14 protein-coding genes are annotated in these 17508 nt (G+C 71.1%); 9 read left to right on the forward strand and 5 right to left on the reverse strand.

Annotated elements, in window-relative coordinates; all coding sequences use genetic code 11:
* Window positions 1-4: 4 nt before the first annotated feature.
* The 4 genes from ACZ67T_RS23630 to ACZ67T_RS23645 all read left to right on the forward strand — a co-directional run bounded on the left by ACZ67T_RS23630 (window position 5) and on the right by ACZ67T_RS23645 (window position 7005).
* Window positions 5-1597, forward strand: coding sequence for a serine/threonine-protein kinase (locus ACZ67T_RS23630; RefSeq protein WP_469986593.1), 1593 nt, complete (start codon window positions 5-7; stop codon window positions 1595-1597).
* 70 nt (window positions 1598-1667) lie between these two features.
* Window positions 1668-3377 carry a serine/threonine-protein kinase gene (locus ACZ67T_RS23635; RefSeq protein WP_469986595.1) on the forward strand — a complete coding sequence of 570 codons (1710 nt, stop codon included), beginning with the start codon at window positions 1668-1670 and terminating at the stop codon, window positions 3375-3377.
* A 127-nt stretch (window positions 3378-3504) separates the two neighbouring features.
* Window positions 3505-5133, forward strand: a complete 1629-nt coding sequence (locus ACZ67T_RS23640; protein WP_469986596.1) for a succinic semialdehyde dehydrogenase — start codon at window positions 3505-3507, stop codon at window positions 5131-5133.
* Between the two features lie 30 nt (window positions 5134-5163).
* Window positions 5164-7005: a GMC oxidoreductase gene (locus ACZ67T_RS23645; RefSeq protein WP_469986598.1), complete on the forward strand. Its 1842-nt coding sequence runs from the start codon at window positions 5164-5166 to the stop codon at window positions 7003-7005.
* 124 nt (window positions 7006-7129) lie between these two features.
* On the opposite strand, the gene ACZ67T_RS23650 is transcribed toward ACZ67T_RS23645, so the two are convergent.
* Window positions 7130-8146, reverse strand: coding sequence for an LAETG motif-containing sortase-dependent surface protein (locus ACZ67T_RS23650; protein ID WP_469986600.1), 1017 nt, complete (start codon window positions 8144-8146; stop codon window positions 7130-7132).
* A gap of 312 nt (window positions 8147-8458) precedes the next feature.
* Here ACZ67T_RS23650 and ACZ67T_RS23655 point away from each other — a divergent pair, with 312 nt between their 5' ends.
* A complete protein-coding gene (locus ACZ67T_RS23655; protein ID WP_469986601.1) occupies window positions 8459-9184 on the forward strand; it encodes a hypothetical protein in 726 nt (241 codons plus the stop codon).
* Window positions 9185-9802: 618 nt separating this feature from the next.
* Here the strand turns inward: ACZ67T_RS23655 and ACZ67T_RS23660 are convergent.
* A complete protein-coding gene (locus ACZ67T_RS23660; RefSeq protein WP_469986603.1) occupies window positions 9803-10093 on the reverse strand; it encodes a chorismate mutase in 291 nt (96 codons plus the stop codon).
* 321 nt (window positions 10094-10414) lie between these two features.
* Here ACZ67T_RS23660 and guaA point away from each other — a divergent pair, with 321 nt between their 5' ends.
* Window positions 10415-12001, forward strand: coding sequence for a glutamine-hydrolyzing GMP synthase (gene guaA, locus ACZ67T_RS23665; protein WP_469986605.1), 1587 nt, complete (start codon window positions 10415-10417; stop codon window positions 11999-12001).
* A gap of 78 nt (window positions 12002-12079) precedes the next feature.
* Here guaA and ACZ67T_RS23670 read toward each other — a convergent pair whose 3' ends face one another.
* Complete coding sequence (locus ACZ67T_RS23670) at window positions 12080-12562, reverse strand: pyridoxamine 5'-phosphate oxidase family protein (RefSeq protein ID WP_398375417.1); 483 nt, start codon at window positions 12560-12562, stop codon at window positions 12080-12082.
* A gap of 130 nt (window positions 12563-12692) precedes the next feature.
* On the opposite strand from ACZ67T_RS23670, the gene ACZ67T_RS23675 reads away from it, so the two are divergent.
* From ACZ67T_RS23675 to ACZ67T_RS23685, 3 genes are all read left to right on the forward strand, one after another.
* Entirely contained in the window at window positions 12693-13484 is a 792-nt protein-coding gene (locus ACZ67T_RS23675; protein ID WP_469986607.1) for a class II aldolase/adducin family protein, read from the forward strand.
* A 278-nt stretch (window positions 13485-13762) separates the two neighbouring features.
* Window positions 13763-15028: a hypothetical protein gene (locus tag ACZ67T_RS23680; RefSeq protein WP_469986609.1), complete on the forward strand. Its 1266-nt coding sequence runs from the start codon at window positions 13763-13765 to the stop codon at window positions 15026-15028.
* A 126-nt stretch (window positions 15029-15154) separates the two neighbouring features.
* A complete protein-coding gene (locus ACZ67T_RS23685) occupies window positions 15155-15682 on the forward strand; it encodes a DoxX family protein (RefSeq protein ID WP_469986610.1) in 528 nt (175 codons plus the stop codon).
* 145 nt (window positions 15683-15827) lie between these two features.
* Here the strand turns inward: ACZ67T_RS23685 and ACZ67T_RS23690 are convergent, their stop codons facing one another.
* Together ACZ67T_RS23690 and ACZ67T_RS23695 are read right to left on the reverse strand one after the other, a co-directional pair.
* Window positions 15828-16052: a hypothetical protein gene (locus ACZ67T_RS23690; protein ID WP_469986612.1), complete on the reverse strand. Its 225-nt coding sequence runs from the start codon at window positions 16050-16052 to the stop codon at window positions 15828-15830.
* Window positions 16039-17430, reverse strand: coding sequence for a PspC domain-containing protein (locus ACZ67T_RS23695; protein ID WP_469986613.1), 1392 nt, complete (start codon window positions 17428-17430; stop codon window positions 16039-16041). Before ACZ67T_RS23695 ends, ACZ67T_RS23690 begins: the two co-directional genes overlap by 14 nt.
* Between the last annotated feature and the right edge of the window lie 78 nt (window positions 17431-17508).

Consider the following 17508-nt stretch of genomic DNA (forward strand, 5'->3'; position numbering starts at 1 on the left):
ACGCATGGGGACCGAGGGGGAGGGCAACGTCCGTGTGATCGCGGGGCGTTACCGGCTGGAGGCGCGCATCGGCCGGGGCGGAATGGGCGTCGTGTGGCGCGCCTCCGACCAGCTGCTCGGGCGGCGCGTCGCGGTCAAGGAACTCGTACTCGACGAGACGCTCTCCGCCGACGAGGCCCGCCGCCAGAAGGACCGCACCCTGCGCGAGGCCCGCGCGGTCGCCCAGCTGAGCCACCCGAACGTCATCGTCGTCCACGACGTCGTGGAGCACGACGAACGCCCGTACATCGTCATGGAGTTGATCGAGGGCGGTTCGCTCGCCGACCGGCTCTCGCGGACCGGGCCCGTCGACCCGCGGGAGGCGGCCCGGATCGGGATCGCGCTCCTCGGCGCGCTGCGGGTCGCGCACGCGGCGGGGGTGCTGCACCGCGATCTGAAGCCGGCGAACGTGCTCGTCGAGGCGGGCAGTGAGCGCGTCGTGCTCACGGACTTCGGGATCGCGCAGGTCAGCGGCGCGACGACGCTCACCGAGACGGGTTCCTTCGTCGGCTCGCCCGAGTACACGGCGCCCGAGCGCATGTCGGGGGAGCGGACCGGTCCCGAGTCGGACCTGTGGTCGCTGGGCGCGATGCTGTGCGCGGCCGTGACGGGTGAGTCGCCGTTCCGGCGCGATTCGCTGGGCGGGATCATGCACGCGGTGGTCGTCGGCGAGATCCGCCCGCCCGCCGAGGCCGAGCCGCTGCTGCCCGTCGTGCGGGGCCTCCTCGAGCGGGATCCGGAGCGCAGGCTCGGCCTGGACGAGGCCGACCGGCTCCTTCGCGCGTACGTCGCCACGGGGACGACGCCGCGGGCGGTGGGCGGCTACACGCCCACCGCCAGGAACAGCCTCACGGCGCCCGCTCCCCCGCCCCCGCAGAAGCGTTCCGCTCGCGTGGTCCTGGCGGCCGCCGCGCTCGTCGCCGCGATGGCCGGGGCCGGCGTCTCCGCGGCCGCGCTGCTCGTGAACGGGGGCGACGGCGGCGGCACCCACCGCCCCACGGCGTCCGCGCCGGGCCCCACGGGCGACACGGCGTCCCCCTCGGACTCGGCGTCGGAGCCCCGTCCGACGGTCACCGTCACGGAGCAGCAGACCGGTACGCGGCCCGCGTCCCCCGCCGGTTACCGCACGGCCGTCGACCCGGAGGGCTTCTCCCTGGCCGTGCCGGACGACTTCAGCAGGAAGCCCGACGGACCCCGGATCTTCTACATGTCGCCGGGCGGCACGTTCAGGATCGGCATCAAGGAGGCGGCCCCCGACCCGGGCGGGCCCGGCGCCGTGCAGCGCCGCTCCGACGCGAAGGGGCCCGCCAACAACCCCGGCTACCGTGACGGTTCGGTCACCGACACGACTCACGGCGGCCGGCCGGCCGCGCTCTGGCGGTTCACGTGGAACGGCTTCAGCACGGCGGAGGGCGCGAGGCACACGTACGACCTGTGCTGGGAGCAGGGCGGCCGGATGTACGACGTGTGGGTGTCGGCGCCGGTCGGCCGGATCGCCGAGGCCAAGCGGTACTTCGACACGGCGGTCGCCACATTCGTGCCCTCCGGGGGCGGTTGAGGCATCGGGGCGGTCACAAGTGAGTGATCCCAGTGGATCCGGTGGCGTCCCGCACGGTAGGCATGGAGGCATGAGTAACAACGGGGGACCCGCCTACGGCCCGAACGATCCGACGAGCTTCGGACTCCAGCCGCCACAGCAGCCGCACACGCCCCAGCAGGGGAACCCGTACGCCCAGCCCCCCACCGCATATCCGCAGCCGCAGCCGCAGCCACAGCCGCACCCGCAACCCTCGCACCAGCCGCCGCCCACGCGGGTCGTGCCGCCGCGGCAGGCCTCGGAGCCCGAGCCCGGTGCCGGGCGTCTGATCGGCGGGCGCTACCGGCTCCTGAGCAAGCTCGGGCACGGCGGCATGGGCACCGTGTGGCGGGCCAAGGACGAGACGGTGGACCGCGAGGTGGCGGTCAAGGAGCCGCGCGTCCCCGACCATCTGCCGGAGCGCGAGCGGACCACCGTCTTCGAGCGGATGCGGCGCGAGGCGCGCGCGGCGGCCCGGCTCGACCACCCGGCCGTGGTCAACGTCCACGATGTCGCCGTCGAGGACGGACAGCCGTGGATCGTCATGGAGTTCGTGCAGGGGCGCACGCTCGGTGACGCGCTCCAGGAGGGCACGCTCAGCGCCCGCGAGGCGGCGCGGATCGGCCTCGAAGTGCTCGGCGCCCTGGAGGCCGCGCACGCCGCGGGCGTCCTGCACCGCGACGTGAAGCCCGACAACGTGATGCTCGGCCGCCACGACCGCGTGGTCCTCACCGACTTCGGCATCGCCCAGATCGAGGGCGAGACCAGTCTGACGGACACCGGCGGCTTCGTCGGCTCGCCCGAGTTCATCGCCCCGGAGCGGGTCCTCGGCCAGCGCCCGGGCCCCGCGTCCGACCTGTGGTCCCTCGGCGTCGTCCTGTACGCGGCGACGGAGGGCGTCTCGCCGTTCCGCCGCAACAACACGCCGGCGACGCTCCAGTCCGTGATCAACGCGACCCCGGCGGCGCCCGCCGCGGCCCAGGGACCGCTCGCCGAGGCCGTCAACGGCCTGCTCGCCAAGGACCCGGCCCGGCGTCCGAACGCGGCGCGCGTGCGCGATCTCCTGGAGCGCGCGGTCAACCCGCCGCAGCAGCCGCCCACCCAGGTCGTCCAGCTCGCGGGCCCCGGCGGCAAGGGCGTCAGCCTCAGCCGCAAGGCGCTGCTGGGCGCCGGCGCCGCGGTCGTCGCGGCGGCGGTGGTGGCGTACCTGGTGATCGCGGACCCGTTCGCGGGCCCGCTGCCCGACGGGTGGCAGGACCACCAGGAGAAGACGCTCGCGGCGACGATCGCGGCGCCACCGGAGTACGTGAGATCCGAGGCGGACAACAGCATCGACAAGACCAAGCACTGGGTCACCTACACCGACCCGAGCTACGGGGTCTGGATCAGCCTCAACCTCAAGAAGAAGGCCGAGGACAGCCTCAACGGGATCGCGAGTTCCGCGTCCGCGCAGGCGTACAAGGACTCCGACGAGATCAACAAGGGCGACAACACAGATATGGCGGACAAGCCCGTTCCGCACAGCCGGACGGTCAAGACCACGTACAACGACCGCGAGTCCGCCGAGAACACCATCACCTACACGGATGACAGTGATTCCAACGCGCCCAAGCCGCGTGAGGCGAAGGTCTTCTACTACAAGACCAGGTCGGGCGACATGTACCAGCTCTGGATCGACTACCCGGGCAAGGGCGACTTCACCGAGCGCGGGCGTGAGGTGGCGAAGGCGGCGATCGCCAACCTCGACATCGGCAAACTCTGACCGAAGGCCCTGACAACGCCCTGATCAGGGGCTTTGTTGCCAGCGATCGCTGGCGGCGTGTGAGTGCTTGGTGAAACCTCGTTACCCGTGGGTACCCAAAACGTTGACGGGCGCTTACGCTCGCGCCATGACGGACTCGCAGGCCATCTCCAAGGACCGTACGGACAAGACCGGCACGAACCCGGTCGCCCCCGCCCCGCAGGGCGTGCGCACCGCGGCCGACGTGGTGACGCCCGAGCTGGTCGCCCAGCTCACCAAGGGGGTGGCCGGCTCGGGCCGCACCGCCAACCACACGCCGTTCACCGGCGAGAAGCTGGCGGACCTGCCCGAGTCCACGCCCGAGGACGTCGCGGAGGCCTTCGAGCGGGCCCGTGCCGCGCAGGCCGTCTGGGCGAAGGTGCCCGCGCGGCAGCGCGCCGCCGTGCTGCTGCGCTTCCACGACCTGGTGCTCGCCCGTCAGGCCGAGGTCCTCGACCTGATCCAGCTGGAGACCGGCAAGGCGCGCCTGCACGCGCACGAAGAGGTCCAGGCCGTGGCCGTCGCGGCCCGCCACTACGGCCGCAAGGCCCCCGCCTACCTGAAGCCGAAGCGGCACACGGGCGCCGTCCCGACCCTCACCAAGGTCACCGAACTGCGCCAGCCGCGCGGCGTCGTGGGTCAGATCGCGCCCTGGAACTACCCGTTCGAGCTGTCCGTCGGCGACGCGCTCCCGGCGTTCGTGTCCGGCAACGCGGTGGTCATGAAGCCCGACACGGAGACCTGCCTGACGGCGCTGTGGGCGCGCGACCTGCTCATCGAGGCAGGGCTGCCCGCCGAGGTCTTCCAGGTCGTCCTCGGCGAAGGCCCGGTCGTGGGGCCCGAGTTGGTCAAGCACGCCGACTACGTCTCGTTCACCGGCTCCACCCGTACGGGCCGCGAGGTCGCCCAGGGCGCCGCCGCGCGCCTCGTCGGCGTCTCGCTCGAACTCGGCGGCAAGAACGCGATGCTGGTCCTGGCGGACGCCGACATCGACAAGGCGGCGGCCGGCGCGGTCCGCGCCTGCTTCTCCTCCGCGGGCCAGCTCTGCATCTCCATCGAGCGGCTCTACGTCCACGAGTCGATCGCCGACGCGTTCGTCGAGCGGTTCGCCACGCGCACCAAGGCGATGCGCCTGGGCAAGTCCCTCGCGTACGGCGCGGACATGGGATCCCTGGTCGGCGAGCGGCAGTTGGAGACGGTGACGCGGCACGTCGACGAGGCCGTGGCCAAGGGGGCGAAGCTCGTGGCCGGTGGCGTCGCGCGCCCCGACATCGGCCCCTACTTCTTCGAGCCGACCATCCTCGACGGCGTCGAGGCCCCGATGTCCGTGTGCAACGAGGAGACCTTCGGCCCGGTCGTCTCCATCTACCGCTTCACGGACGAGGACGAGGCCGTCGCGCTGGCCAACGGGACGCCGTACGGCCTGAATTCCTCGGTCTGGACGAAGGACGCGAGGCGCGGTCACGACGTCGCCGCCCGGCTGCGTACCGGCACCGTCAACATCAACGAGGGCTACGCGCCCGCGTACGGCAGTGTCCAGTCGCCGATGGGCGGCATGAAGGACTCGGGCCTCGGCCGCCGCCACGGATCCGAGGGAATCCTCAAGTACACCGAGGCGCAGACCGTCGCGCACCAGCGGATCATGCCGATGGCGCCGTCGTTCGGGATGACCGACGAGAAGTACGCGGCGTTCATGAGCCGCAGCCTGAAGGCGATGAAGACCTTCCGTCTTCGTTAGAGCACCACCCGTTCTCAACGAGGAGAGCCAGTGTCACAGGAGAACTCTGTCCGGAGTGAAGCCGGGAGCGCCGACGACGCCGCGTACGACTACGACGTCCTCGTCGTGGGCTCCGGCTTCGGCGGTTCCGTGTCCGCCCTGCGCCTGACCGAGAAGGGCTACCGCGTCGGCGTGCTCGAAGCGGGCCGACGCTTCGAGCCCGGCACGCTGCCCAAGAACTCCTGGGACCTCAAGAACTACCTGTGGGCGCCCAAGTTCGGCATGTACGGCATCCAGCGCATCCACCTCCTCGGCAATGTGATGGTCCTCGCCGGGGCGGGCGTCGGCGGCGGCTCGCTGAACTACGCCAACACGCTCTACGTGCCGCCGAAGCCGTTCTTCGAGGACCCGCAGTGGAAGGACATCACCGACTGGCAGGCGGAGCTGAAGCCGTACTACGACCAGGCGCAGCGCATGCTGGGCGTGCGGCTCAACCCGACCATGACGCCGGCCGACGTCCACCTCAAGGCGGCGGCGCAGGACATGGGCATCGGCGACACGTTCCACATGGCGCCGGTGGGTGTCTTCTTCGGCGACGGCAAGGACGCCTGTGGCGAGGAAGGGACCGGTTCGGTGAAGGCCGCGCCCGGCACGCAGGTCGACGACCCGTACTTCGGGGGCGCGGGCCCGGCCCGTAAGGCGTGCACCGAGTGCGGTGAGTGCATGACGGGCTGCCGCCACGGCGCGAAGAACACCCTCAACGAGAACTACCTGTACCTCGCCGAGAAGGCGGGCGCGGTGGTGCACCCGATGACGACGGCCGTCTCCGTCACCGACGACTCGCGGGGCGGCTACGCGGTCCAGACGCTCCCGACGGACGACAGGAAGAAGGGCGCGGGCCGTACGTTCAAGGCCCGGCGCGTCATCGTCGCGGCCGGCACGTACGGCACGCAGACCCTGCTGCACCGCATGAAGGCGGGCGGCCAGCTGCCGTACCTGTCCGCCAGGCTGGGTGAGCTGACGCGGACGAACTCCGAGGCGCTCGTCGGCGCCCAGACCAACAACCGCCGCTACAAGAAGCGTCACGGCAAGCCCAAGGTCGACTTCACGCAGGGCGTCGCGATCACGTCCTCGATCCACCCGGACGAGAACACGCACATCGAGCCGGTCCGCTACGGCAAGGGATCGAACGCGATGGGCGGCATGACGATCCTCCAGGTCCCCTACGCGCAGGGCTCGTCCCGCGTGGCCGGGTGGCTCGCCAACGTGGTCAAGCACCCGACGCTGATGGCGCGTTCGCTCTCCAACCACCGCTGGTCCGAGCGGACCATCATCGGTCTGGTCATGCAGTCCCTCGACAACTCGCTGACGACCCGTCTGAAGCCGGACGGCGTCGGCAAGGGCCTGCTCACGGCCGAGCAGGGCCATGGCGCACCCAACCCCAAGCAGATCAAGGCCGCCGTGGACGCCGCGTCCACGATCGCCGCCGAGATCAACGGCTTCGCGGGCTCGAACATCGGCGAGCTGATGGGCACCCCGCTGACCGCGCACTTCCTGGGCGGCTGCCCGATCGGCGACTCCCCTCAGACGGGCGTCATCGACCCGTACCACCGCCTCTACGGGCACCCGGGCATCTCGGTCGTCGACGGCGCCGCGGTCACGGCGAACCTGGGCGTGAACCCGTCCCTGACCATCACGGCGCAGGCCGAGCGCGCGATGTCGTACTGGCCCAACAAGGGCGAGGAGGACCCGCGTCCGGAGCAGGGCGTGGCGTACGCGCGGCTGTCCGCGATCGCGCCGAAGAACCCGGCGGTCCCGGAGGGCGCGTTCGGCGCGCTGAAGCTGCCGTTCCTGGGAATGCCGGCGGTTCCTCCCAAGAAGACCGCGAAGTGACGCCGGGCAGCTGACGCCGGACACCTGACTCCGGGCAACTGACCCCGGACGCCTGACCCCGGACATACGAAAGGACCTGCGCCCCCCTCCGAGCGCAGGTCCTTTCGCGTGTCCCTACGGGGTGTTACGCGGTGGCGCCGGCCTTGCGGCGACGCACGGTGAACACGGCACCGGCACCGGCGACGACGGCGACGCCGCCGATCAGGCCGATGGTCGGGACCATGGAGGACGAACCGGTCTCGGCGAGGCTGCCGGTCACCTCCTGGGTGTTGCTGTCGTTCGGCTTCTCGGACGGCATCGGAACCTTGCCGCCTTCCTGCGGCTTGGTCCCGTCGGTGTCCGTGCCGGGCTTCACGATCTCGATCAGGTAGCTGGCGGAGCTGTCGCTGAAGCAGTCCAGCTCGTCGTCGTTGTAGAAGCCGCCGCCGATGGTCAGGCCGGCGCCGATGGGGGCGCTCGCCTTCACGTTCAGGCGGAGCTGGTAGTTGACCGACTTGCCGGCCTTGATACCCGACAGGTCGAGGAAGCCGAACGAGTAGCCGTACTCGTCGTTGATGTCGACCCAGGCGCCGTCGACCTTCGCCTGGAGACGGACCTGGCTCGCCTTGTACGCGTTCTCGGCGTTCTCGTCGTTCGGGCCGACACCCGCGTAGAAGATCGCCTCGTCGAGGTCGGTCTTCGTCGGGTTCTTCACGTTGAGGGTGAAGCCGTGCCAGCCGCTGCCCGCCGCGATCTTGCCGGGCAGACCGCTGAGGGAGACGGCCAGCTTGGACTGGTAGCCCTCGTTGTCCTCCTCGCAGATGCCGGTCGGTTCGGTCGGCTCGTCCGACGGCGTCTCGGACGCGGAGGGCGACGGCGAGGTGGAGTCGGACGGCGTGCCCGACGGCGTGGAGGAAGCGGTCGTCGCGGGCGTGGAAGCCGGCGTCGAAGAAGGGCTCTCGGGGGTGGACGGGGTGGTTTCGGGCGACGACGGCTCGGCCGTGGTCGACGCAGACGTCTCGGCCGGCGTAGGCGACGTCTCGTTGACGACGGTCGTCGTGTCGGGAGTTTCGTCGGCGAACGCGGCCGGCGCCGAAAGCAGCGCGATCGGGGCTATGGCAGCCGTCGCGGCCGCGGCGGCCAGGGCACGGCGAAGCTTCATGAAGACCTCGGAAAGTCCGGCGTACTGCTGTGGCGCAGTACGAGCTGAGAGGCCTCCGCGTTGTGGGGTCGCGGGTGTGGCCGTTGGTTCCGCAGAAGTGACCGGCAACCCCGGGAAATGGTTGCCCTCGACTTCACGGGATTCTTATGTGAGCTGGGTCACCCAGCGCCCCGTACAACCGTTGCGGCGATCTTCGATCGTTATGCAAAGCGCTGGCAAAGGGGGCTGGTGGCGGGCTTGGATGGCGCCTCGGTACGGGCCGACGCGTGGCCCCGTGCCGCAGAGGACGAAGGTGGGAATGTGAAGTCAGGTGTGAGACGTGTAGTGGCGGCCGCTGCCGTGGTCGCGGCCCTGGGTGTGACGACGGCGTGCGGGGGGTCCTCCGAGACCACCGACGACGCGAAGAAGCCGGCGAAGACCGCCGCTTCGGAGAAGACCACGGCGCCCGCGAAGCCCGCCGAGGAGGGCGCGAAGGCGCTCACGGCGGCCGAGCTGGAGAAGGCCGTCGTCGCCACGGGAGACGTCAAGGGCTACAAGGTCGAGAAGGTGGGCAAGGACGACCTGCCGCCGACCGAGAGCGTCGCCGCGAAGCCGGCCTCGTGCCAGCCGCTCGCCGACATGTTCATGTTCTCGACGCAGCCGACGGCGAAGGACCGGGTCGTGCGCACGCTCATGGCGACGGACGAGCTCGACCCCAAGGTGACCTCGCTGGCGCTGCTCGCGCACGACGGTGCCGACGCCGCCGAGGTCATGAAGGACCTGCGCACGGCCTCGAAGAACTGCACCGCGTACGAGCACGTCGACTACAAGTACACCGGCGTCAAGGAGCGGCCCGCTCCCGACGCGGGTGACGAGGCGGTCTCGTACGACGTGAAGGGTGTCATCGACGGCGACAAGGTCCCGATGACCTTCACCGTGGTGCGCAGCGGCTCGACGGTCGTGGCCTTCTACACCATGAACATGCTGGACGCGAACAAGACCGACGTGCCGCAGGAGATCGTCGACGCGCAGCTCGCGAAGCTGGAGAAGACGGTCTGACCTCGGCTGTCCGGACCCGGCGGGCTCGGCTCGGCTCGGTGGGCACAGCGAAGGGCCCCGCGGACGCGTCCGCGGGGCCCTTGGCCTTCAGCACCGACGTCAGGGCGGCGTCGGTGCCGGGGGAGCGGCGCCGGGGGGTTGCGCCGCTGGTACGGGTCTGCCAGGGGTCGCCGCCCCCGGCGCGCGGTGGCGTGCGGACGGGGCGGGCCTGCGCCAATTCACTTGTGGAGCCCGGGACGGGGGGCTCTGTGGGGTGTGGGGTTTCTCCGCATCGTGCTCGCGGGTCTGTCGTGCGCGCAACCGTTTCGACCGACCGTTTCGACCACAGGGGCGAAGGGGTTCTGCTGGGAGGCCGACCGGCCCCGGGCGTCCCCGGGACCGGTCGTTCTCTTGGGTGACCGGGCTGCTGTCCCCTGCCGTCCGGTCACAAACGCTGGAGCGAGGTCCCACGACGTAGGGCATGGATCCCTACGTCTCATCGCTCCAGCAAAACCACGCGTGGATTGAGCGGGCCCGCCCCTGGCTGGCACGGACATCGGGACCAACGAAGGGTGCCGCGCACCGGTCACGCGCCGTACGGGTGAGAGCGGATCCGAACGTGGGTGCGTCGAGCAGGCATCAGACCCGGCCCCGGCACAGCTCCAGGAGCGTCATCGCGAGGCCCGTGCCGGGCTTGCCGAGGGCGTCCCTGTAGTGGCCGAGAACCTCCAGCTCGCGCGCCAGGTTCACGCGGCGCCCGCCCGAGGTGATGCGCGCCTCCTGGATGACGGCCGAGACGGCCATCCGTTCCTGGATCAGGCCGATGATCCGGTCGTCGAGCGAGTCGATGCGCTCACGGGCGCCGGTGATCACGTCGGCGGCCTCGGAGGTGTGGGCGCCGGTCTTCTCGCTGGGGGTGGTGGTGGTCATCGTGGGGCTCCTCGTCGTCTGTGGACGGGTGTCCCGGAGTGGCAAGGACCGGAGATGACAGGACGCCCCGGGCCTTGTCGGCCCGGGGCGCCCGGTTAGTCGCTTGTCAGGTGATCAAGCAGCTCGACCATGGCAGCCGGCAGGCCGGTTGCCATAGGTAAAGAGGAAGTCGATGCGGTGCTTGGTCACAGCACCAGTATGCCCCGGCCCGGTGGCCCCGGCCACCGCGTCCGTGGGATGAGACGAAGAGTGTTCGCCCGGGCCCGTTAGAATCGACAAAACAGACCCCTGCTCGTGTTCCACCGCCGGAAGGCCGCCGCCGTGCCATCAGCGTCCCCCGCTGCCGCCCCTGACACCGTTCTGGTTGTCGACTTTGGTGCGCAGTACGCCCAGCTCATCGCCCGCCGCGTCCGCGAGGCCCGCGTCTACAGCGAGATCGTGCCGAGCACCATGCCGGTCGACGAGATGCTCGCCAAGAACCCGAAGGCGATCATCCTCTCCGGCGGCCCCTCGTCCGTGTACGCGGAGGGCGCCCCGCGCCTGGACCGCGCCATCTTCGAGGCCGGCGTCCCCGTCTTCGGCATGTGCTACGGCTTCCAGCTGATGGCCACGACCCTCGGCGGCACCGTCGACGACAACGGCGCCCGCGAGTACGGCCGCACGCCGCTGACCGTCTCCCGCCCCGGCTCCACCCTCTTCGAGGGCACCCCGACCGAGCAGTCCGTGTGGATGTCGCACGGCGACGCCTGCTCGGCCGCGCCCGAGGGCTTCACCGTCACCGCGTCCACGGACGTCGTGCCGGTCGCGGCCTTCGAGAACGACGCCAAGAAGCTGTACGGCGTGCAGTACCACCCCGAGGTCATGCACTCCACGTACGGCCAGCAGGTCCTCGAGCACTTCCTCTACCGGGGCGCCGGCATCGAGCCGACCTGGACCACGGGCAACGTGATCGACGAGCAGGTCGCCGCTATCCGCGAGCAGGTCGGCACCAAGCGCGCGATCTGCGGCCTGTCCGGCGGCGTCGACTCCGCGGTGGCCGCGGCCCTCGTCCAGAAGGCCATCGGCTCCCAGCTGACCTGCGTGTACGTCGACCACGGCCTGATGCGCAAGGGTGAGACCGAGCAGGTCGAGAAGGAGTTCGTCGCCTCGACCGGCGCGAACCTCAAGGTCGTCGACGCGAGCCAGCGCTTCCTGGACGCGCTGGCCGGGGTCTCCGACCCCGAGACCAAGCGGAAGATCATCGGCCGCGAGTTCATCCGCGTCTTCGAGCAGGCGCAGGCGGAGATCGTCGCCGAGGGCGCGGCCGACGGCGAGGACGTCGCGTTCCTGGTCCAGGGCACGCTCTACCCGGACGTCGTCGAGTCCGGAGGCGGCACCGGCACGGCGAACATCAAGTCCCACCACAACGTGGGCGGCCTCCCCGAGGACCTGGAGTTCGCGCTCGTCGAGCCGCTGCGCCAGCTCTTCAAGGACGAGGTGCGCATGGTCGGCGCCGAGCTCGGCCTGCCGGACGAGATCGTCCAGCGCCAGCCGTTCCCGGGCCCCGGCCTCGGTATCCGCATCGTCGGCGAGGTCACCAAGGACCGGCTCGACCTGCTGCGCGAGGCCGACGCCATCGCCCGCGAGGAGCTGACGGCGGCCGGTCTCGACCGTGACATCTGGCAGTGCCCGGTCGTCCTGCTCGCGGACGTCCGCAGCGTCGGCGTCCAGGGCGACGGCCGCACCTACGGCCACCCGATCGTCCTGCGCCCCGTCTCCTCCGAGGACGCCATGACGGCGGACTGGACGCGCATGCCGTACGACGTCCTGGCGAAGATCTCGACCCGCATCACGAACGAGGTCGCGGACGTCAACCGCGTCGTGCTCGACGTGACGAGCAAGCCGCCGGGCACCATCGAGTGGGAGTAGTCGCTCCCCGACGCCGTGTGTGAAGGCGCCGCCCACTGCCGCATGGAGTGGGCGGCGCCTTCATGTCTGGGGGACGGCTCAGGTGCGCTTCAGGGTGCGCACCGGCTCGCCGCCCGGCTTCCACACCTGTACGACCAGGTACTTCTCGTCCTCGATGAAGGTGCGGGTGACCTCGGTCAGCTCGGTGCGGAAGAGGTGGAAGTCGTCCGGGTCGGGGACCTGGACCGAGTCCGTGTAGGAGGCGATGACCTCGGGGTCCTCGACCAGCAGCGCCCGTCCCGAGATCCGTACGTCCCCGCCGCCCATGCCGGTGCCGTCGCCCGGGTTGGCCTGGACGGCGAAGCGCGGGTCCCGGAGCAGATCGCGCGCCTTGAGCGAGCCCGGCATCATGCCGAGCCAGAACTCCCCGTGCAGGAACCGCACCTCCAGTCCGCTCGTGCGCGGCGAACCGTCCTTGCGCAGGGTCGCCAGGATGTGGTGCTGGAACCGGCCGAAGCGCTCCTCGACCGTCTTGGCGAGGTCCGGTTCGGCCGTGGTGAAAGTAGCCCAGTTCGACGTCATACGCCGAGTCTGGCGCGGATACCCGACACCTGCTGTCCGGTATGCGCGGCGCCGTCGGCGACGAGTTCGGCGCACTCTCTTCACCGCCCGCCTCTGTCCTCCTGCGCTCCTCGGAGGTAACTTCCGCTCCATGTCCACGCAGATGCCGCCGCCGGTCCCCACCGAACACCTCCAGTTCGCGATGCCCCCCATCCACGACTCCCCGGCCGACGAGCGTCGGCACCGCATGGAGCGGCTCGCGGGCGCGCTGCGCATCTTCGGGCGTCTCGGCTACGAGGACGGGGTGTCGGGGCACATCACGGTGCGGGACCCGGAGTACGACGACTGCTACTGGGTGAATCCCTTCGGGATGCCGTTCAAGCACGTCACCGTGTCCGACCTGGTCCTCGCCAACGGGGACGGCCAGGTCGTCGAGGGCCGCCGCCATGTGAACCAGGCCGCGTTCACCGTCCATGCCCAGGTCCACCGGGCGCGGCCCGACGTGGTCGCCGTCGCGCACTGCCACTCGCTGTACGGGCGGGCGCTGTCCACGCTCGGCGAGCTGCTCGACCCGATCACCCAGGAGGCGTGCGCCTTCTACGAGGACCACGCGCTGCTCGACGAGTACACCGGCGTGGCCGTGGACCCGGACGAGGGGCGGCGGATCGCGGCCGCTCTCGGCGCGTACAAGGCGCTCATCCTGCGCAATCACGGGCTGCTCACCGTGGGCGAATCCGTCGACTCGGCCGCGTGGTGGTTCCTGTCGATGGAGCGCTCCTGCCAGGTGCAGCTCGCGGCGCGGGCCGCGGGCCGCCCGATTCTGATCGACCACCGCCAGGCCGTGGCGTCCCGGGACCAGCTGGGCGGCGACCTGGTGGCGTGGATCAACCATCAGCCCCTGTGGCAGGAGATCAGCAGCGCGGAGCCGGATCTGCTGTCCTGAGCGGAGGCCGGTGTCGTCCTGAGCCGGGGCGGTGCCGTTCCGGGTCGGGCTCGGTGCCGTCCTGACTCGGGGCAGCGGTGCCTTGAGCCGGGGTCGTCGTCCTTGAGCCGGGGCTGTGGCCTCGGGGGTCAACACCGGCGTTCACCGTTCACCCCCTCTGACCGGACCTGGCGGCCCTGGACGGCCTGGCGTACGGCACAATTCCCAGTCATTACACGGAAGTTGACGCGCGACCGTTCGGGTCGGGCGGGCTCCGGACGGGAAGGCGGGCGTACCGGGTGGCGGTCCAGGAGGCGCGAGAGGGAACGCACAGCGGGGGCTGCACCTGCGGCGACTGCCCGCACGGGGCGCGCGAAGGGCACCGCAGGGCCGTGGCCGCGTTCCTCGCGAAACGGGATGAACTGGCGGCCGGGCAGGGGCTGCCCGCTGCCGTCGCGCACTCGGCGGGCGCGTCCCGCCAGTGGGTCTCGGACGAGCTGACCCAGTCCGCGCGGGGCATGGCCGATCGCGGGCGCGCCGAGGGCGACGCGTGGCTCGCCGGGCTGTGGCCGCGCACGGTCGGCGTGGTCTGGGGCGGGTGCGCGCTGCTCCTGATCGTGCAGGCGCTCACGGCGATCGGCACGGGCTGGACGCCGGCGCGCACGGCGGGACTGCTCGCGGCGGTCGTCGTGAGCGGCCTCCTGACCGGCGCGGCCTACGTCCACCGGGCGGTCGGCGGGGTGCTCGCCCCGGTCGTCGGCGAGGACAACCGTCTGTCCACCTCCCGGGCCGTCGCCGCCTGCTGGGTCCTCGTCGTGGTCTACGCGGTGCTCGTCCTGGTGGGCGAGCTGGCCGGTGCCGCCGGCCACCGCGAACGCGATGCGCTGGTCTCCGGCCTTGAACTCGCCCGGGGCGCCGGGGTGGTGACCGTCCTGGCCGTCGTCTGCGGGGTCGCCGTTCTGGTGCGGCGGGTCGTGGGGGTGCGCGTGCTGGGCCAGCGCCTGCAGAAGGTGCGCGCGGACCGGCCGCGCGCCGCCGACCTGCTCACGGACGACGCAGGACGCGGCACCTTCGCCGACATCCAGTACGTGCTGATCTCGGCCGTCGCGCTCGTCTTCGTGGCGGTGCGCCTCGCCCGCCGCCCCGGACAGCTGCCCGATCTGCCGTGGGGCCTCGCCCTGCTGGTCCTGGTCTCGGCGGCCACCTACCTCGCGGCCAAGTACGCGGAGGGCGGACGGCCCGTGATCCTTTCGGTCGTGCGGTCCCGCGAGGCCGGGGACCTGGACGCGCCGATCCGCACCGGAGACGACATCGAGATCCGCGGGGCCGGCTTCGTGCCGCCGGGTGCGACCACCGCGGACCGGCTCTCCCGGATGATCGTCCGCATCGGTCCGGTGCACGTCCATGTGCCTCTCGTCCCGGTTCAGGGCGGATTCACCAACCCCACCGACTCGACCCTGACGGTCCCGGTTCCCGTCGATGTCGAGCCGGGGCGGGTCGACATCCAGGTCGTCACCGCGGCGGGCGTGGAGACGAACCGGTACGGGATCGATGTTTCGGACTGAGTGTCCACGTCCGGCCTGCGGCAATAGCTGAACGTCACTGAACGGTCGCGCCCTCTCGTACGTATGGTCTGGTGACGGGCATCTTTTTGCTGCACCGATGCAGGTGCGAGAGGCGGCGGACGGGCGATGACTCACGGCATGCGGACGGACATCCATACCGGTTACGTCAACGGCAGGGGCGGCTGGCGGGACAGCGCCCAACGGTTTGCACTCCTTCCTTTGCGGATCTTCCTCGGCGTCACCTTCATCTACGCGGGGCTCGACAAGCTGACCGACAGCGCGTTCTTCCACGCCACCGGATCGGGGTCGATCGGGGAGCAGATGCGCGGAGTGCGGGACATCTCCGCAATCCCCGCCATGGTCGACCTGGCGCTCAAGAGCCCGAGCGGCATCGGTTACGCGATCGCCTTCGGTGAACTGGCCGTCGGTATCGGCACGTTGATCGGTCTGTTCGCCCGGCTCGCCGCCGTGGGCGGCATGCTGATCTCGCTCAGCCTGTGGCTGACGGTGAGCTGGGCCACCGAGCCCTATTACCTCGGCAACGATCTTGCCTATCTGATGGCGTGGCTGCCGCTGGTGCTTGCGGGGGCTTCGGTGTTCTCGGTGGACGCGATGCTTGCGGCTCGGCGACGGGCCCGGGGTGGGCTCGGCTGACGGGTTTCCTTGTTCGGCTGACGGGCTTCTTTGTGCGGCGGGGGCTTTGAGGGCCCGTGTCGCGTTCTTGGCTGCTGGCGGCCGGTTGTGGCTGGGCGCGCAGTTCCCCGCGCCCCTTGGCGGCGTCCGTGCGCCGTTTCCGCTCTTACGGGGAGCCGGAGTCCGTCGGGTGGGATCTTTGGCGGCGGCGCATTGCGTAGGTTGCCACGCCCGCCACCGCGGCCAGGACCAGGCCGACGGTGACCAGGGGGATCACCGCGAACCACTCCACCTCCCAGCCGCCCAGCGCGGCGCCCAGGTAGAGGACTCCGGCCGCGGTCAGGAACAGGCCCGCGATCAGCTTTCCCGGCTGGAAGTCATGACGTGGCACGGGCCACCTCCGCCTGTCCGACACCGACTTCGAGCCGCAGTTCGACCGTTCCGCCGTCCTTGCTGCCCACCGGCGGTGTGAGGGTCACCCTTTGCTCCTGTCTCGGACGGATGTCCACGTCCTGTGTCTTTTCGTCCGGCAGCCGGATGTCACCGACGCCCACCTCGGCCCGCAGTACGACCGTCGCGTCCTTCGGCACGACGACCTTGAGCTGCCCCGCTCCGACCTCCGCTCTTGTCGTCAGCGTCTTGCCCTTGCCGAGATCGATCCCGCTCAGATCGAGTGTGCCGACGCCCGTTCCCAGCTCGTATGCCGGCTCCACCTGGGCGACCGAGGCCGGGGTCCATTCGGTGCGCACCCAGTGAGTGGTGATGTCGGAGGGGAGCGCGGCCGACGCGGCGAGAAGGCCCGCCGTGATGACCGCGAGGATGATCGAGCCGACGCCGGTCCGTCCGACGAATGCGCTGAGCGCGATCCCCAGACCGAAGACGACGAGCGCGCTCGCGAGACCGGCCTGGAGGGCCGTGCCGAGCGGGTGGCCGTGCCAGGTCGCCGCCGTGCCCGCACAGCCCGCGGCCAGCGCGAGCAGGAACGTCCAGCCGCCGATCCAGCGCGGCCCGCGCTGCTTGGGTGCCCCGCCTTCCGGGCCGCGGGAGGAGACGTCAGGGCCCCAGGCCGTCCGGTGCCCGTGCGCCGTGGGCTCGTACCGGATGTCGACGCCGTTGTCGGGCCCCCAGAAGTATCCGGTCCCTCCGACGTGTGTGCCGTCCTTGACTATCGGGTCCCGCCACCAGGACGGCGCCCCGGCGACGGGCGGAGCCTGCGCCTCGGGCGGCGCGTCGGCCACGGTCTGCGCGGCCAGAGGGTCGGGGTCGGCCGCTCGGCGCTGCTGGGACCAGTACCCCGCGCCCGCGAGGAGCAGGGCGAGGACGGCGGCGAATGTGAGCACTCCGCCGTTGTTCAGCATGGAGAGGAAGAGTCCGCAGCCGACGAGCGCGAAGAGCACGGCCGTCAGCGCAGGGCCGTCCACGCGGCCGGAGAGGAGCTTGCGCGCCTCGTTCTCCTCCTCGTCGTCGTACGGGACGAAGAGCCAGGCGAAACCGTAGAAGATCAGGCCGAGCCCGCCCGTCGCGGCGAGCACGGCGAGGCCGATCCGGAAGATCACCGGATCCATGTCGCAGTGCCGGCCGAGTCCCGCGCACACTCCGCCCAGCGTCCCGTGCCGCCGGTCGCGCCGGAACTTGCTCGGCGGCGCGGGGACGCCGGGCTCCTGTCCCGGTGCGGGCGGCGCGGACGCGCCGCCGGAGCCGCGCCCGGGCACCGCGTCCTGCGGCTGCCCGGCCTGCGCTCCCGTCGAGGCGTGCTGGTGATCTGTCATGCGTCCATCGTGACGGGCCGAGGTCCGCCGCGGCAGTCGGGACGACCCTGGACCAACCCTGATATTGCCCCTGACGGC

The sequence above is a fragment of the Streptomyces sp. NPDC107517 genome (assembly GCF_055582645.1).

Coding starts and splice junctions, on each gene's coding strand:
- ACZ67T_RS23635 (WP_469986595.1), top strand. CDS start 1,668: ATGAGTAACAACGGGGGACCCGCCTACGGCCCGAACGATCCGACGAGC.
- ACZ67T_RS23650 (WP_469986600.1), bottom strand. CDS start 8,146: ATGAAGCTTCGCCGTGCCCTGGCCGCCGCGGCCGCGACGGCTGCCATA.
- ACZ67T_RS23660 (WP_469986603.1), bottom strand. CDS start 10,093: ATGACCACCACCACCCCCAGCGAGAAGACCGGCGCCCACACCTCCGAG.
- ACZ67T_RS23640 (WP_469986596.1), top strand. CDS start 3,505: ATGACGGACTCGCAGGCCATCTCCAAGGACCGTACGGACAAGACCGGC.
- ACZ67T_RS23695 (WP_469986613.1), bottom strand. CDS start 17,430: ATGACAGATCACCAGCACGCCTCGACGGGAGCGCAGGCCGGGCAGCCG.
- ACZ67T_RS23675 (WP_469986607.1), top strand. CDS start 12,693: ATGTCCACGCAGATGCCGCCGCCGGTCCCCACCGAACACCTCCAGTTC.
- ACZ67T_RS23630 (WP_469986593.1), top strand. CDS start 5: ATGGGGACCGAGGGGGAGGGCAACGTCCGTGTGATCGCGGGGCGTTAC.
- ACZ67T_RS23685 (WP_469986610.1), top strand. CDS start 15,155: ATGACTCACGGCATGCGGACGGACATCCATACCGGTTACGTCAACGGC.
- ACZ67T_RS23670 (WP_398375417.1), bottom strand. CDS start 12,562: ATGACGTCGAACTGGGCTACTTTCACCACGGCCGAACCGGACCTCGCC.